Source organism: Nocardia tengchongensis (assembly GCF_054781395.1).
In genome coordinates, this window is the sequence record NZ_BAAGUM010000005.1 from 487,707 (window position 1) to 502,318 (window position 14,612).

Sequence of the window (14,612 nt, forward strand, 5' to 3'; positions counted from 1 at the left end):
GCCGCACCAAGAGGTGCGGCCCGAATCATGCTGTTGTGCAACCGTGTTGCGGGTCAGCCCTTCTGGAGGCGGGCCTCGAAGACCGACTCCAGCGCCTTCCAAGCCTCGGACTCGGCCTGGAACGGCGGGTTCGGGGCCATCCGGGTCGGGTCCGGGTTGAGCAGGTAGGAGACGTACCAGCCCAGGGGAGTGGAGACCGCCAGCGCCGATTCCACCGCGTCGTCGTCGGCGTAGTCGGCGGCGTCGGTGAACAATTCGACCGCCAGGTCGAGCTGATCGGTGTCCACGGCCTTGGGGCCCGACCCCAGGTCCTCGGACAGGCCGGGCAGCACGTAGACGTTCTCCTCGTCGACCTCCACCTCGAGCGAGCCGTCCACGGCGGCGGTCTGCACCTCGCCGAAGGTGCTCACCCGGCTGAGGTCGTGCTCGTGGTCGTCGGCCAGGTAGCGGGCCAGCGCGCGCTCGGAGGTGAAGACCGTGATCGATCCGTCGCGGCCCAGGAAGATCGGCTCGTCGTCGACGTAGCAGCGCAGCGTGAAGAGGGTGTCGTCGGAGGTGATGATCTTGACCGGGTCGATGCCGACCTCGTGCCAGAACGAGAGGTCCTCGTCCTCGTCCTCGTCCAGATCGACTTCCTCGATCTCGTCGTCACCCTCGGCCGCGTCCTCGGCGTCGACGATGTTCTCCTGCGCCGCAAGCAGTTCCGCCTCGGCCACCGAGACCGCGTCGGCGTCCACCTCGGGCACCGTCACCACCGAGTCGATGGCGTCGATGACCTTTTCCCAGTCCTTGGCGATGGCCGCGCCGACCTGGTCCCACAGCTCCTCGCCCTCGCGCCCCAGGAAGGCGCTCACGCCGCCGGCCAGCGCGCCCAGCACCGGGTGCGAGCCGAAGAACTTGGTGACGGGGTCGAGTTCGCACACGTCGCCGATATTGCGGACCATCTCGAGGGTCTCCTCGAGCTCGGAGACCACCTCCGGGTCCGGGTCGTCGGCGGCCAGCTCGGGCACCCCGACCAGGTCGAAGACGTACTGCTCCTCCGGCTCCAGCTCGGCCGCCGACAATCCGGCGATGATCTTCCAGGCCGGATGATCCACCAGATCGTTGTCGGAGTTGGTGCGGATGAACGCGGCCAGCTCCGCTACGGAGTCGAAACCGTAGAGGTCTTCCTCGTGACCGAGGAATGCCTGCCACTCATCGTCACCGTCTCGCCAGCGGGGTGCCCAGAGGGTGACAAGATCGCCTTTGGTCAGGCCGAGCGCGATCGGGACGATGTCTCCAGAAGCCATGACCGGAAGCCTATCCAGTCGTCGCGTCAGGCACTATCCGGGTCGCCCCCAACATTTTCTGAAATCGGGGACAGCGCGTCGTTCAGTCGGGCGATGATCCGGGAACGCTGTGCGGTCGCGTCCGCCGCGGCTTGCTGTGCCGCCCGCACGATCAGCCGCGACACCTCGGCCGGGGCCCGCGCGGTCACCGACTCGGCCAGCCACAACCCGGTCAGCTCGCCCTCGGCGTCCACCTCCGCGGTGACCGAGCCGTCCGCGGCGGCGCAGCGGCCGCGCACCTCGCCGAGGCCGTGCAGGGTCGCCTCCAGGACCTCGAGCTTGTCGGTGACGCCTCGGATCAGGGCGTCCATTTCGGCGCTCATCGGTTCCTCAACCAACTGGTTTGTCCGGTATCGGTGTCGTCGAGCCGATCCAGCTTGTCCACCGCGGCCTGCCGGGTGGGCAGGCCGAGCCGGTCCAGCACCGCGTCCGGCACACCCTCCGCGGCCAGCAGCGCGCGCCGCCGCGACCGGGCCACGATGGCCGAGCGCCGCGTCAGGCGCAGGATCTCGGCCGCGAGAGCCGGTGCGCCGTACCGGTATTCGGCGCACTCGAACCGGATCTCCACCGGCAGCCCCTGATCGGTGGCCGACACCGTCACGGTGCCCGCCCGATTACCCGATGTCGCCACCGTCACCGGCGCCCCGCTCATGCCGTGGGCCGGTAGAAGCCGAGAAACCGCATACCCGAATTCTCCGTTCGTATCGGTCCGATCTGGACGGGATCGCCCGCCTCCACCAACTGCCCGTTCCCGATCACCATGGCGACGTGCCCGTCCCACACCGCGAGATCTCCGGGCATCAAGTCCCCTGGACGGACACTCGCGTGCCCGATCCCCTGCTCCTGCGCCAACCGTGGCAGCGCAACCCCCGCCTGCCCGTACGCCCACTGGGTCAGACCGCTGCAATCCACCCCGACCCCGGGCGTCACCCCACCCCATACATACGGCGTCCCCACCGCGCTCAAAGCGCTCCGAACCGCCTCCGCCGCCTGCTGATTCGGCGCCTCGACCCGGCTCCCGTCCGGCAATGTCACCCACACTCCGCCACCGCGCGGGCGGGCGGCCGGCGAATCGTGTCCGGGACCTGAGGCTTTCGGCGTGGTCACACTCGCCGGAACGGTTCGCGGTCCGCCCCGGGACGAAGCTCGCGAACCCAGCAGCCTGTCTCCGGAACCGACCGGGGTGCGCCCGGATCCGAGTGGCACGCCACCGGATCCATCGGACGCGCCGGTATCGGCCGGAGGCGTCCGGTCGGCAGCCGCCACGATCGTCGCCCGGGGGACTCCGCCACCGGCTTCCGTCCCCGCCGCTGCCGGAGCGGTCATCGCGTCGGCCCCGATCGCGGCCGGTGGCACCACCGCCGGCGCCGGAATCGGCGAACTCAGCTCCGCCATCGCGGTGGTCTCGCTCGCCAACTGCGCCCGCACCCGCTCGACCACCCGCTTCGCCCGGCCGATGTGCTCGATCGCCGACTCGACCACGGCCGACTCCCCGCCCGCGCTCGATCCACCGGCTCGCAACCCTTCGACCTCGGCCCGGAAGGACCGCAGGATCTCCTGCAATTCCCGTCGCCCGCTCTCGATCTCCGCATCGACCCGATCCACGATGTCCGCCATCGCGCGCCCGCGTTCGGCGGCGGTCGCGGCCGTGGTCTGCGTCCGCAACGCCTGATCCATGGCCGCATCCCCGGCCCGCCCGCGCCAGGCGTCGTACATCCGATCGACGCTGTCCCGGCTCCGGGCCTGCGCCTGCTCCACGGCATCGGCGCTGTCCCGCAACACCTCGGCGGCGCCCGCCCCGCGCCCGGACCCGAGACTCCGCAACAGCTCGATGATCGGCGCGTCCAGCCCGGAGACCGCCGGCTCGTCGGTCATCCAACCCCTCCGGATCGAGATACCGAGTGCTGTCGACCTTTTCGCTCGACCGATCCCCGAGGAGTCCGGTCCCGGGGGCGGCGCACGGCACGCCGGTCGGCGAATCGGATTGTGGCCCAGCGTGGACCGGGCGGGGCCGTCACGCGTCCAGCTCCGTGGCAGCGGCGCGGATCGCGGCGGCGTGGGCGTCGTCGTGCGCGGAGTAGGTGGTTGCGGCGGTTTCGGTGGCTGCACTCGTGGCGGTGAGGACTGCCGAGAGGTCGGTCAGGGTGGCGACGTGTGTGGTGTGGGCGGCGGCGTAGGCGGTGAGGAAGTCCGCGCCGACGAGACCGAAGGCGGGGGCGAGTAGGTCCGGGGTGGCGGTGCGGGTGGTGGCGGCCGCGAGATCGGCGGCGAGGACGGTGGTGGTCGCCGCGTAGGCGGTGAGTCCCTCGGGGTGGATCGAGATGCGCATGAAAAGCCCCTTCATGCCGGTCGCAGGGCGGAGTCGTGCTGTATCGGCTTGGACGCGGGCGGGGGCCGGACGGTTCCGGGGCGGGTGAATTGCGGCGGGAGGGGATCTTGGCGGGCGGGGCTGACCTATCGTTTTCCTATGCGCACACTCGTTGTGGACCATCCGCTGGCTGCCGCGTTGTTGACCACCATGCGAGATGCCCGGACCACCAATCCAACATTCCGGGCGGCGCTTCGGGATTTGACCGGGATTCTCGTCTACGAGGCCATGCGGGACGCGCCGGTGGAGCGGTTCCCGATCGCCACGCCGGTGGCCGCGGCCGAGGGAACTCGGCTGAACGCGCCGCCGCTGCTGGTGCCGGTGCTGCGGGCCGGGCTGGGGATGGTGGAGACGGCGGCGAATCTGATTCCGGACGCCCGGATCGGGTTCGTGGGGCTGGCGCGCGACGAGGAGACGCATCAGCCGACGCCGTACATGGAGTCGCTGCCGGACGACCTGTCCACGATGCCGGTGTTCGTGCTCGATCCGATGCTCGCCACCGGCGGATCGATGGTGTACACGCTGGACCTGCTGGCCACGCGCAATGCCCGCGACATCACCGTGCTGTGCGTGGTGGCGGCGCCGGAAGGCATTACCGCCCTGGAGAAGTCGGGGCACGACGTGCGGCTGGTCACGGCTTCGGTGGACCGCGGCCTCAACTCCGACGCCTACATCGTCCCCGGTCTCGGCGATGCCGGCGACCGCCAGTTCGGCCCCCGCTGAACGACTCCCGGGGGCCGAGGCCCGGTCAGAGCTGCTCGAAGTACTTGCGGAGCTCGGTGAGACGTTGCGCGGCAAGGGCTTTCGCGGCTTCGAGCGCATCCGGGCCGGCGACGGGCTCGAACGCTTCCAAGTAGCACTTGAGCTTGGGTTCGGTGCCGGACGGGCGCACCACCACACGGAACGAAGGCGCCTCGAAAACGAGTGCGTCGGTGCGCATCCGGCCGCGCAGCTGTGACATGTCGGTGCAGGTCACCGCTTCGCCGGCGATCTCGCGAGGCGGGGTCTCGCGCAGGCGCGCGACCACGTCGGCGGCGGCCGAGGCGTCCGCGAGGCGCAGCGACACCTGGTCTCCGGCGTGCACGCCGAATTCCACCGCGTAGTCGTCGAGGACGTCGAGCAGGGTCCGCCCGTCGGCCTTCAGCTGCGCGACCAGGTCCGCCGCGACGACCGCCGCCGAGATGCCGTCCTTGTCGCGCACCGCCGACGGATCGACGCAGTGTCCGATCGCCTCTTCGTACGCGTAGACCAGGCCCTCGCCCGCGCGGGCCAGCCATTTGAAACCGGTGAGGGTCTCGGCGTATCGCGCCCCACGGGCGGCGGCGATCTTGCTCAACAGCCGCGAGGACACGATCGTGGTGGCGACCAGGGCATCGGGAGCCGCGGTCCGCAGCACGAAATCGCCCAGCAGCACCCCGGTTTCGTCGCCGCGCAGCATGCGCCACCCGTGCGGCCCGCGCACGCCGAGCGCGCACCGATCCGCGTCCGGGTCCAGGGCGATGGCGAGGTCCGCGTCGAGCCGCTCGCCCAGCTCCAGCAGCAGATCGGCCGCCCCGGGCTCTTCGGGATTCGGGAACGCCACGGTCGGGAAGTCCGGGTTCGGCGCGAACTGTTCGGCGACCACCAGTACTTCGTCGAACCCGGCGCCCCGCAGTGCGGCGACGCCCAGTTCCCCGCCCACGCCGTGCATGGGGGTCAGCACGATCCGGATATCGCTGCGTTGCCGGACATCTCGCCCGGCCGCGGCGGGATCGTCGGCGGTTGCCTCGATGTCCTCGATGCTGAGTGGCGCGTCGCCGCCGATGAGGCGGGGCAGCCGGGTGACGCGGGTCAGGTAGCGGCGGACGATTTCGTCGCCGATCGCATCCGGTGAGGTGCCCTCGGGGAGGGCGAGCAGGGCGGGGTCCGGGGCGGTCGGGTCGGGATCGGTGCGGGGGATGTGGCCGTGGACCGCGTCGATGCAGCGCTCGATCTCGCTGTCGGCGGGCGGGACGATCTGTGAGCCGCCGTCCAGGTAGACCTTGTAGCCGTTATCGGTAGCGGGGTTGTGGGAGGCGGTGATCTGAATTCCCGCAACGGCTTTCAGCTCACGTACCGCGAAGGCGACCACCGGGGTGGGGACCGGGTGGGGGAGGGCCAGCACGGAGAATCCGGCCGCGGCGAAGACTTCCGCCGCGGCGGTGGCGAATTCGTCGGAGCCGTGCCGGGCGTCGCGGCCGACGATCACCAGGCCGCCGCCCAGGCAGCGGTCGCGCAGCCAGGCGGCGATACCCGCCGACGCGCGCGAGACGGTGTCCACGTTCATGCCGTCCGGGCCGTCCTGGAGGGGACCGCGCAGCCCGGCGGTTCCGAAGCGCAGCATGCCCGCGCGCCTAGAGGCGTTCCAGCACGCCGCGCAGCAGCTTGCCCAATCGCGGTGCGGCGGCGTGGCCTTCGGCCAGGACTTCGGCGTGCGAGAGGTGCTGGCCGGTGACGCCGGCGGCCAGGTTGGTGACCAGGGAGATACCGAGCACCTTGGCCCCGCCCTCGCGACAGGCGATGGCCTCCAGCACGGTCGACATGCCGACCAGGTCCGCGCCGATGGTGCGCAGCATGCGGATCTCGGCGGGGGTCTCGTACTGCGGCCCGGTCAGGCCCGCGTACACGCCCTCGGTCAGGCTGGGGTCGATTTCCCGTGCGAGAGACCGCAATTCGGGATCCCAGGCGTCGACCAGATCGACGAAGTTCGCGCCTTCGATGGGGGTGCGCCCGGTGAGGTTGATGTGATCGCTGATGAGCACCGGCTCGCCGACCGAGAGCCCGTCGCGGATGCCGCCCGCGGCATTGGTGAGCAGCACGGTCTGCGCGCCCGCGGCCAGGGCGGTGCGCACGTTGTGGACGACCTTGCTCGGCTCGTGGCCCTCGTAGAGGTGCTGGCGGCCCATGAGCAGCAGCACGGGCGAGTCGCCGACGGTCACCGAATGGATGGTGCCCTGATGGCCCTGCGCCGTGGGCGATCCGAACCCCGGCACCTCGCTCATGGGGATGGATGTGGATGGCTCACCGATGACGGCGGCAGCCTCCTGCCAGCCCGATCCCAGCACCACCGCGATTCGGTGCTGCGGCACGCCCGTTCGTTCGGCAATGGCTGTGGCGGCTAGTTCGGAAACCCCGCCCATGGCCTTCTCGGCTAGCATGTCGCCGAGTCTAATTGCCTCCGCTTCGCTACGGCTGTTCGCGGCCCTCGTAACCCCGGTCTTCCCTCCTCCGCTCCTCCGCTCCTCCGCTTCGCTCCCCCGCTCCGTCAGTCCAGACCGGGGCGGGCCGCGAACCTGCGAGCCTTGCTACCCGCGAGTAGCAATCCCTTTTGCGGGCGTTACCCTCTGCGCATGGCGTATTTGAAGCGTGATGGGGATGTGTTCGTGCTGTTCCTCGGGACCGAGGGTCAGACCATCGACAGCGAGAATCGTTTCCACCCCGACTGGATCACCGAGGTCCACGCGCTGCTCGACGAGGTCGAGGCGTCCGAGGGTCCGGCCGCGCTGGTGGTCACCGCCGACGGCAAGTTCTTCTCCAACGGCCTCGACACCGACTGGCTGTTCGGCAATTTCGACAAGAACTGCTGGTACCTGGACCGTGTGCACTCGCTCTACAGTCGCCTGCTGGCCTTCGGTATGCCGACGGTGGCCGCGGTGAACGGTCACGCCTTCGGCGCCGGCGCCATGCTCGCCACCTCCTGCGACTTCCGCGTGATGCGGGCCGACCGCGGCTTCTGGTGCCTGCCCGAGGTGCACCTGGGCATGCCGTTCACGGTCGCCATGAACGCGCTGCTGGTCAACCGCCTGGTCAACCAGGTCGCCGTGGAGGCCATGACCACCGGCCGCCGGTACGCCGCCGATGACGCCATCGCGGCCGGGATCGTGGACGCCAAGGCGGATGCGGAGTCGTTGCTGGCGACCGCGATCGCGCGCGCCGACCTGCTCAAGGGCAACCGCAAGCCGAACCTTCCGGTCATCAAGCGGGCCCTGCATCAGCAGGCGCTGGCCGGGCTGGCCGTCGAGACCACCCCCGAGAACCTGGCGTTCAACCCGTAACCGCCCGCCGGTGCCGGAGAATTTCCGGCTTACCTGCTGCGACAGAGTTGCGCGGCAGTGACAGACTGTTGGGATGTCACCATCGCGCAACGGCGATGACCGGAGATCCTGCGTACCGATCGGACGTCACGAGACGTCCGTCTCGTCGTCGCATCCGGCGGTGGCATCGGCCGATCCGGCGCAACTGGCCGCGGCCGATGCCGCGATCGCCGGCTATCGCGATCAGCTGATCGCGCTCTCGCACGACATTCACGCCGAGCCCGAGCTGGCGTTCGAGGAATTCCGCAGTGTCGCCAAGACGATCGAGCCGCTGCGGGAACGCGGATTTCGCATCGAAACGGGCGTGGCGGAACTGCCGACCGCATTCACCGCCGAATACGGCAGTGGCGATCTGGTTGTGGGCATTTGCGCGGAATATGACGCTTTGCCCGAAATCGGTCACGCGTGTGGCCACAACATCATCGCCGCCTCCGCGGTCGGCGCGGCACTGGGCCTGGCCGCGGTCGCCGACGCCTGCGGCATCACCGTGAAGGTGCTCGGTACCCCGGCCGAGGAGTCGGGCGGCGGCAAGGTGCTCATGCTCGACCGCGGCGTCTTCGACGACCTGGCCATGGCCATGATGGTGCACCCGGGCCCGGAGGACATCGTCGGCGCGCATTCACTGGCCCTCGCGGACCTGTCGGTGGTGTTCCACGGCCGGGAATCGCATGCCAGTGCCGCACCGCAATACGGGCGGAACGCCCTCGACGCCCTCACCGTCACGCAAGTTGCGTTGGGTTTGCTGCGTCAACATCTCCTTCCCGGTCAGCAGCTGCACGGTATAGTCGGGTCGGGCGGCGTCGCCCCGAATATCGTGCCCGGTCACGCGGAACTGCTGTATTACCTACGTGCGGTCGACTCCGCGACCCTCGATGATCTGATGCAACGAGCATCGGCATGTTTCGAGGCAGGTGCCCTGGCGACCGGATGCACCCACGAAATCCGGAAGCTCGCGCCGACATATACCGAGCTCACTCCCGACAGCGCACTACTGTGTGCCTATCGCGAGCAGATCACCGCGCTCGGCCGCGAGCCCATCGCCCCGGAATTCGAGGCGGCGAGGCCGCTGGGCAGCACCGATATGGGCAACGTCACCAACGTCATCGCCGGCATCCACCCGGTCATCGGCATCGACGCCGGAGGCGCGGTGACCCACCAGCCCGCGTTCGCGGCCGCCGCCGTGAACGCCTCGGCCGACCGTGCCGTGTTGGACGGGGCAACGGCGCTGGCTCGCACAGCGATACATATCGCAGGCGACAAAATGCACAGGGACAGGTTGTCGGAACGAGTCAGTCAACGGCAGTTTCAGCGACAGGAGGACATTCGGTGAGCACAACCGGCCGGTCCGCGGCGCGTGTCAACGGACCAGTCGCGGCGGCATGCGTGAGTACGCAGCCGCCGTCGAGCGTCGCGATGGATCCGGCTTCCGGGCACGAGGTGGTGGAGTCCTGGCTCGCCGAGCACATGGACGACCTGATGGCGTGGCGTCGCCACATCCACGCCAACCCGGAACTGTCCCGCACCGAGTTCGGCACCACCGAATTCGTGGAGTCCTGGCTGATCAAGGCCGGTCTCGAACCCCGCAAACTGCCGAGCGGCACCGGCCTGATCTGTGACATCGGCCCGGAGGGCCCGCGCATCGGCCTGCGCGCGGACATGGACGCGCTGCCGCTGCAGGAGTACACCGGCCTGCCCTTCGCCTCGACCGTGCCCGGCGTCTCGCACGCCTGCGGGCACGACGCGCACACCACCATCCTGCTCGGCACCGCGCTGGCGCTGGCCGAGATCGAGGACCTGCCGGTCGGCGTGCGGCTGGTGTTCCAGCACGCGGAAGAGGTCATGCCCGGCGGCGCCGTCGACATGGTCGCCGCGGGCGCCATGGAAGACGTTTCGCGCATGTTCGCGCTGCACTGCGACCCGCGCCTGGAGGTGGGTCAGGTCGGCATCCGGGTCGGCGCCATCACCTCGGCCGCCGACACCATCGAGTTGATCCTCGATTCCCCGGGCGGCCACACCTCCCGCCCGCACCTGACCAGCGACCTGGTCTACGCCATGGGCACCGTCATCACCGGCCTGCCCGGTCTGCTCTCGCGCCGCATCGACCCGCGCACCAGCACCGTCATGGTGTGGGGTGCGGTGTCGGCGGGCAAGGCGCCCAACGCGATTCCGCAGACCGGCATGCTGACCGGCACCGTCCGCACCGGCGATCACGCCACCTGGTCGCTGCTCGAGCCCATGGTCCGCGAGATCGTCGAGGGCCTGCTGGCCCCGACCGGCGTGCGCTACCAGCTCAACTACAAGCGCGGCGTGCCGCCGGTAGTGAACGACGAGCAGGCCGTGCGCATGTTCGAGGACGCGATCCGCGGTCTCGGCCCCGACGGGCTGGCCGATACGCAGCAGTCCGGCGGCGGCGAGGACTTCTCCTGGTATCTGGAGGAAGTGCCCGGCGCGATGGCCCGGCTCGGCGTCTGGTCCGGTTCGGGTGAGCAGCTCGACCTGCACCAGCCGACCTTCGACATCGACGAGCGCGCGCTCGCGGTCGGTGTCCGGGTCTTCACCAATATCGTGCTGAACGCCCGCTGACGCGGCGACAGCCTCGACGAGAAAGCCGGGCCGCACCGAAAGGTGCGGCCCGGCTTCGTATTCGGCGGGGCGAGGCCCTACCTGGCCTGGGTCGCGATGTCGCCCCAGGCGTGCCAGCGGTCGATCTCGATCCAGACCGAGACGCGCTTCTGGTCGCGCACCCCGTACGGTCCGCCCGTGTAGTGCTCGGCGATGCGGTCGATGACCGCGGAGTCCGCGTCGTTCTCGATGGAGACGATGCGGCCCTGGATGCTGACGTGGCTGTACCAGTTGTCGTCCCCGAGGACGGTCAGCGTGATCCGCGGGTCCTCGCGCAGGTAGTCCAGCCGCTTGCGGAAGTCGGCCAGGTTCACCAGGATTCGGCCGTCCTCGTACAGGTACCAGGTCGCGACCGAGACCGGCTGGCCGTCGGGGCGGTTCGAGGCGAACACCGCCGGGTTGGGCCGGGACAGGAATTCGGCGATCGGGGCGGGCACGGGGGTTGCGGGCATCGGCTTCCTCTTTCGACGGTTCGAAGATCGTTCCGGTACCCGTAACAGCGGCGCCGTGCCCCTACATTCCGAAGGTGCCCGGTCCCACGTTCTTACTGTTGCGGGTACGTAGCGCGTGCACGTAATCGTCTGGCGCGCCCGCCTTCTCCGCGGCATCGGAGATGACGCCGATGTAGCGCGCGGACGGCAGTCCGCCCTCGTAGGCGTCGAGGACGTAGAGCCAGGCCAGGACCGGCGTGGGGGTGGGGCCCTGATTCGTGGTGACGCGCAGGCGGATCTTCTTGTGGATACCGAAGTCCGAACCCTCCCAGCGGTCGAGGCTGAGCTCGTCGTCGTCGGGCACGTCGTAGAGGACTACGAAGACGCGTTGTCCAGGCTCTTCGACCACCGTCGCCAGCGGTCCCTCCCAGCCGATGTCGTCCCCGGCGAAGGTGAGTCGCCACCCTTCCAGCCAGCCGGTTCCGTACACAGGGGAGTGCGGACAGCGCTTGAGCATCTGCTCTGGATCCATGTTGGACCCATAGGCGGCGTAAATCGGCACCATAAGAGCCTATCGAACAAACGGCGGAAGCCTCCCCTGATCCCGATCACAAGGCGGTTCGTCCCCGCATGACCGATTGCCGCGAGATCGCCGGTTTGCGTAAAAGTGCCGTTCGGGCGTGATTCGCCCGGGCGCCCGCGCCGGGTGCACGCGACTCTCCGGCGATGACGCGCGACCTTCGCGAATGGGATGCGCCACAGTGACAAAATCCTCCGGAGATGCGGTTAAAGCAGCAGGGAGCTGGGCGGATAACGTTAAGGACCGGCAACGGAGATCCCGGGGCCGGAGCTCGAGCGGAGGAACAATGACCCGCATTGCGATCATCGGTGGGGGCCCCGCCGGATATGAAGCGGCGTTGGTAGCGGCACAGCACGGGGCGCCCGTCACGCTGATCGACAGTGACGGCATCGGCGGCGCGTGCGTGCTGTGGGATTGCGTGCCGTCGAAGACCTTCATCGCGTCCACCGGCGTGCGCACAGATCTGCGCCGCGCCCGGGACCTGGGCATCACCGTGCATCCCTCGCAGGCGCAGGTGCGGCTGTCCGAGGTGAACTCGCGGGTCAAGGCGCTCGCGCAGGCGCAGTCCTCCGACATTCGCGCCAAGCTGCAGACCGCCGGCGTGACCGTGCTGTCCGGCTACGGCGAACTCATCGACCAGGCCCCCGGGCTGGCCACCCACCTGGTGAAGGCCACCCTGGAAGACGGCCAGGAGCGGGTCATCGAGGCCGAGGTGGTGCTGATCGCCACCGGCGCCAGCCCGCGCGTGCTGCCCGGCGCCGAACCCGACGGTGAACGAATCCTGAACTGGCGTCAGCTCTACGACCTCAAGGAACTGCCCGAGACCCTGGTGGTCGTCGGCTCCGGTGTCACCGGCGCCGAATTCGTCTCCGCCTACACCGAGATGGGCGTGCAGGTGAAGGTCGTGTCCAGCCGGGACCGCGTGCTGCCCGGCGAGGATGCCGACGCCGCGCTGGTACTGGAGGACGCGCTCGCCGAACGCGGCGTGGAGCTGGTCAAGCACGCTCGCGCCGACGCGGTGGAGCGCACCGCCGAGGGCATCGTGGTGAAGCTGTCCGACGGCCGCACCGTCACCGGCACCCACGCGTTGATGACCGTCGGTTCCGTCCCCAACACCGACGGGCTGGGCCTGGCCCGGCTCGGCATCGAGCTGGACAAGGGCGGCTATCTGCGGGTGGACCGGGTGTCGCGGACCACCGCGCCCGGCGTCTACGCCGCGGGCGACTGCACCGGCCTGCTGCCGCTGGCATCGGTGGCCGCCATGCAGGGCCGCATCGCCATGTACCACGCGCTGGGTGAGGGCGTGCAGCCGATTCGCCTGAAGACCGTTGCGTCCGCGGTGTTCACGCGCCCGGAGATCGCGACAGTAGGTGTCGCGCAGACCGCCATCGACGAGGGTGTGGTCCCCGCCCGCACGGTCATGCTGCCCCTGAACACCAACCCGCGGGCCAAGATGTCGGGCCTGCGACGGGGTTTCGTGAAGATCTTCTGCCGCCCGGCCACCGGTGTGGTGATCGGCGGCGTCGTGGTGGCGCCGATCGCGTCGGAGCTGATCCTGCCGATCGCGCTGGCGGTGCAGAACAACCTCACCGTGAACGATCTGGCGCAGACCTTCTCGGTGTACCCCTCGCTCACCGGATCGGTCACCGAGGCCGCGCGGCAGCTCATGCGGCACGACGATCTGGACTAGCCGCAACGTGTTTCGCCCCCTTTGTTACCGGCCCGTCTTGCTGCCTTGTCTCCCTTGTGATTAAGTTCGCGGCGGAAGCGATCGGCAGGGCGGTCGCGAGTGTTACGTAACGGGGGTGTTCGGTTTCCCTCGTTCGAGGCTCCTCGATGCCCCGGCGATCGTGCCGCCGAGGGACGAAGGAATTGAGCGAAACGTGAAGCACCGCAAGCCGAGTCGGATCAAGGCGAGCACCTCCCTGACGCTGGCCGGTGCGGCCGCGGTGGTGTCGCTGCTGTCCGCGCCCGCCAGCGCCGCGCCCGCCGACCCGGGCGCCGTACCCGCCGACCAGCAACAGCCCGACGGCACCCAGCCCACCGACACCCCGGCTCCGGACCCGAAGGCGCAGTCCGTGCCCGCGCCCAAGCCGGAGAAGCCGCAGCCGGGCACCACCAAGCCGCAGCAGAGCCAGCCGGGCGTCACCACCCCGACCACGCCGAACAACGCGGCGCCGGACAACGGTGCGGGCAAGCCGGATTCGGGTCAGCCGCAGGGCGCCACCCAGCCGGACGCCAACGCGAAGCCGGACGCCAACGCCCCGAAGCCGGATGCCACCGTGCCGACTCCGGACGCGACCGCGCCCAAGAACGATCCGAGCGCGCAGCCGGCCGGCACCAATCCGCAGCCGGGCCAGCCGAAGTCGGTGCGGCCCTCGCAGCCCGGTGTGACCGTGCCGCGCGTCGCGCCGCTGCCGGTGCCGGGTCAGTCGACCCAGGTCCAGCCCGCGGTGGTCACCCCGCAGCAGGACCAGGCCATCCCGCCGACCCAGCCGGGGACCACGGTCCAGCCGGGTCAGCCGGGTCAGCCGGGCGCCCAGCCGGTGCAGCCGAACGACCGCGCCGCGGACCCGGCCGTCACCACCCCGGCGCAGAACCCGGACGCCGACACCATGACCGGCCCGCAGGCCGCCACCCCGAAGCCGCAGCCGCAGTGGCAGTCGCCCGCGGTGGAGGCCGCCCCGGCTGCGCCGGTGGTCGCCATGACCGGTCCGCACACCGAACTCGGCGTCAACCTCGACGGCGGCGCGGTGCTGCCGGGCTGGGCCGCCAACACCCACCACTTCAGCAACCTGGACGGCTACGTCGGCACCATCGGCTACACCACGCCGGGCGGGCTGGGTGAGGCCGGTATGTCGCTGGACTTCACCACGGTCAACCAGATCAAGGTGACGGCGTTCGCGGGCAGCGGCCCGGACAACGATCAGAAGATGGAGTTCGTGCTGGACACGGCCGCGGCCAACGCCGCGAAGGCCGACGCGGAGAACTTCATCCGCCTGCTCCCGGGCGGCGCCACCGTGCTGGAGGCGGCGGCCCAGATTGGTAAGCTCCCCGAAGGTGAGCGGGCGTCGCAGTCGATCGACATCGGTGGCGTGACCGCGCAGACCGGCGGTTCGGTCCAGTACTGACAGCAGATCGTGCGGTGCCGGCGACAGCGCCGGTGTCAGC

15 protein-coding genes are annotated in these 14,612 nt (G+C 69.9%); 6 read left to right on the top strand and 9 right to left on the bottom strand.

Annotation, left to right across the window (positions count from 1 at the left end; genetic code table 11):
- Nucleotides 1-53: 53 nt before the first annotated feature.
- From ACYVKL_RS10815 to ACYVKL_RS10835, 5 genes are all read right to left on the bottom strand, one after another.
- Entirely contained in the window at nucleotides 54-1,289 is a 1,236-nt protein-coding gene (locus tag ACYVKL_RS10815) for a primosomal protein (protein WP_379168820.1), read from the bottom strand.
- Between the two features lie 26 nt (nucleotides 1,290-1,315).
- Entirely contained in the window at nucleotides 1,316-1,651 is a 336-nt protein-coding gene (locus ACYVKL_RS10820; protein WP_379168822.1) for a YbaB/EbfC family nucleoid-associated protein, read from the bottom strand.
- On the bottom strand, nucleotides 1,648-1,980 hold the full coding sequence (locus ACYVKL_RS10825; protein ID WP_379168824.1) for a hypothetical protein: 333 nt from the start codon (nucleotides 1,978-1,980) through the stop codon (nucleotides 1,648-1,650). The genes ACYVKL_RS10820 and ACYVKL_RS10825 overlap by 4 nt, the downstream gene beginning before the upstream one ends.
- Nucleotides 1,977-3,203 carry a C40 family peptidase gene (locus tag ACYVKL_RS10830; RefSeq protein ID WP_379168826.1) on the bottom strand — a complete coding sequence of 409 codons (1,227 nt, stop codon included), beginning with the start codon at nucleotides 3,201-3,203 and terminating at the stop codon, nucleotides 1,977-1,979. Before ACYVKL_RS10830 ends, ACYVKL_RS10825 begins: the two co-directional genes overlap by 4 nt.
- Nucleotides 3,204-3,342: 139 nt before the next feature.
- On the bottom strand, nucleotides 3,343-3,657 hold the full coding sequence (locus tag ACYVKL_RS10835; RefSeq protein ID WP_379168828.1) for a type VII secretion target: 315 nt from the start codon (nucleotides 3,655-3,657) through the stop codon (nucleotides 3,343-3,345).
- 138 nt (nucleotides 3,658-3,795) lie between these two features.
- Here ACYVKL_RS10835 and upp point away from each other — a divergent pair, with 138 nt between their 5' ends.
- Entirely contained in the window at nucleotides 3,796-4,419 is a 624-nt protein-coding gene (upp, locus tag ACYVKL_RS10840; RefSeq protein ID WP_213557847.1) for a uracil phosphoribosyltransferase, read from the top strand.
- A gap of 25 nt (nucleotides 4,420-4,444) precedes the next feature.
- Here the strand turns inward: upp and ACYVKL_RS10845 are convergent, their stop codons facing one another.
- Both ACYVKL_RS10845 and ACYVKL_RS10850 read right to left on the bottom strand, forming a co-directional pair.
- Nucleotides 4,445-6,058, bottom strand: a complete 1,614-nt coding sequence (locus ACYVKL_RS10845; protein WP_379168830.1) for a phospho-sugar mutase — start codon at nucleotides 6,056-6,058, stop codon at nucleotides 4,445-4,447.
- 10 nt (nucleotides 6,059-6,068) lie between these two features.
- Entirely contained in the window at nucleotides 6,069-6,872 is an 804-nt protein-coding gene (locus tag ACYVKL_RS10850; RefSeq protein WP_379168832.1) for a purine-nucleoside phosphorylase, read from the bottom strand.
- Nucleotides 6,873-7,064: 192 nt separating this feature from the next.
- On the opposite strand from ACYVKL_RS10850, the gene ACYVKL_RS10855 reads away from it, so the two are divergent.
- From ACYVKL_RS10855 to ACYVKL_RS10865, 3 genes are all read left to right on the top strand, one after another.
- Nucleotides 7,065-7,769 carry an enoyl-CoA hydratase/isomerase family protein gene (locus ACYVKL_RS10855; protein ID WP_213557844.1) on the top strand — a complete coding sequence of 235 codons (705 nt, stop codon included), beginning with the start codon at nucleotides 7,065-7,067 and terminating at the stop codon, nucleotides 7,767-7,769.
- Nucleotides 7,770-7,929: 160 nt separating this feature from the next.
- Nucleotides 7,930-9,138, top strand: a complete 1,209-nt coding sequence (locus ACYVKL_RS10860) for a M20 family metallopeptidase (RefSeq protein ID WP_357203215.1) — start codon at nucleotides 7,930-7,932, stop codon at nucleotides 9,136-9,138.
- 83 nt (nucleotides 9,139-9,221) lie between these two features.
- Nucleotides 9,222-10,391, top strand: a complete 1,170-nt coding sequence (locus tag ACYVKL_RS10865) for a M20 family metallopeptidase (protein ID WP_379168911.1) — start codon at nucleotides 9,222-9,224, stop codon at nucleotides 10,389-10,391.
- Nucleotides 10,392-10,468: 77 nt separating this feature from the next.
- Here the strand turns inward: ACYVKL_RS10865 and ACYVKL_RS10870 are convergent, their stop codons facing one another.
- Nucleotides 10,469-10,882, bottom strand: coding sequence for a PPOX class F420-dependent oxidoreductase (locus tag ACYVKL_RS10870; RefSeq protein WP_379168834.1), 414 nt, complete (start codon nucleotides 10,880-10,882; stop codon nucleotides 10,469-10,471).
- A 61-nt stretch (nucleotides 10,883-10,943) separates the two neighbouring features.
- Complete coding sequence (locus tag ACYVKL_RS10875) at nucleotides 10,944-11,423, bottom strand: gamma-glutamylcyclotransferase family protein (protein WP_213557841.1); 480 nt, start codon at nucleotides 11,421-11,423, stop codon at nucleotides 10,944-10,946.
- Between the two features lie 304 nt (nucleotides 11,424-11,727).
- Between ACYVKL_RS10875 and ACYVKL_RS10880 the strand changes: the two genes are divergently transcribed.
- On the top strand, nucleotides 11,728-13,131 hold the full coding sequence (locus tag ACYVKL_RS10880) for an NAD(P)H-quinone dehydrogenase (RefSeq protein ID WP_379168836.1): 1,404 nt from the start codon (nucleotides 11,728-11,730) through the stop codon (nucleotides 13,129-13,131).
- Nucleotides 13,132-13,324: 193 nt separating this feature from the next.
- On the top strand, nucleotides 13,325-14,572 hold the full coding sequence (locus ACYVKL_RS10885) for a hypothetical protein (protein ID WP_379168838.1): 1,248 nt from the start codon (nucleotides 13,325-13,327) through the stop codon (nucleotides 14,570-14,572).
- Nucleotides 14,573-14,612: the final 40 nt, after the last annotated feature.

Coding starts and splice junctions, on each gene's coding strand:
- ACYVKL_RS10815 (WP_379168820.1), bottom strand. CDS start 1,289: ATGGCTTCTGGAGACATCGTCCCGATCGCGCTCGGCCTGACCAAAGGC.
- ACYVKL_RS10820 (WP_379168822.1), bottom strand. CDS start 1,651: ATGAGCGCCGAAATGGACGCCCTGATCCGAGGCGTCACCGACAAGCTC.
- ACYVKL_RS10825 (WP_379168824.1), bottom strand. CDS start 1,980: ATGAGCGGGGCGCCGGTGACGGTGGCGACATCGGGTAATCGGGCGGGC.
- ACYVKL_RS10830 (WP_379168826.1), bottom strand. CDS start 3,203: ATGACCGACGAGCCGGCGGTCTCCGGGCTGGACGCGCCGATCATCGAG.
- ACYVKL_RS10835 (WP_379168828.1), bottom strand. CDS start 3,657: ATGCGCATCTCGATCCACCCCGAGGGACTCACCGCCTACGCGGCGACC.
- upp (WP_213557847.1), top strand. CDS start 3,796: ATGCGCACACTCGTTGTGGACCATCCGCTGGCTGCCGCGTTGTTGACC.
- ACYVKL_RS10845 (WP_379168830.1), bottom strand. CDS start 6,058: ATGCTGCGCTTCGGAACCGCCGGGCTGCGCGGTCCCCTCCAGGACGGC.
- ACYVKL_RS10850 (WP_379168832.1), bottom strand. CDS start 6,872: ATGCTAGCCGAGAAGGCCATGGGCGGGGTTTCCGAACTAGCCGCCACA.
- ACYVKL_RS10855 (WP_213557844.1), top strand. CDS start 7,065: ATGGCGTATTTGAAGCGTGATGGGGATGTGTTCGTGCTGTTCCTCGGG.
- ACYVKL_RS10865 (WP_379168911.1), top strand. CDS start 9,222: ATGGATCCGGCTTCCGGGCACGAGGTGGTGGAGTCCTGGCTCGCCGAG.
- ACYVKL_RS10870 (WP_379168834.1), bottom strand. CDS start 10,882: ATGCCCGCAACCCCCGTGCCCGCCCCGATCGCCGAATTCCTGTCCCGG.
- ACYVKL_RS10880 (WP_379168836.1), top strand. CDS start 11,728: ATGACCCGCATTGCGATCATCGGTGGGGGCCCCGCCGGATATGAAGCG.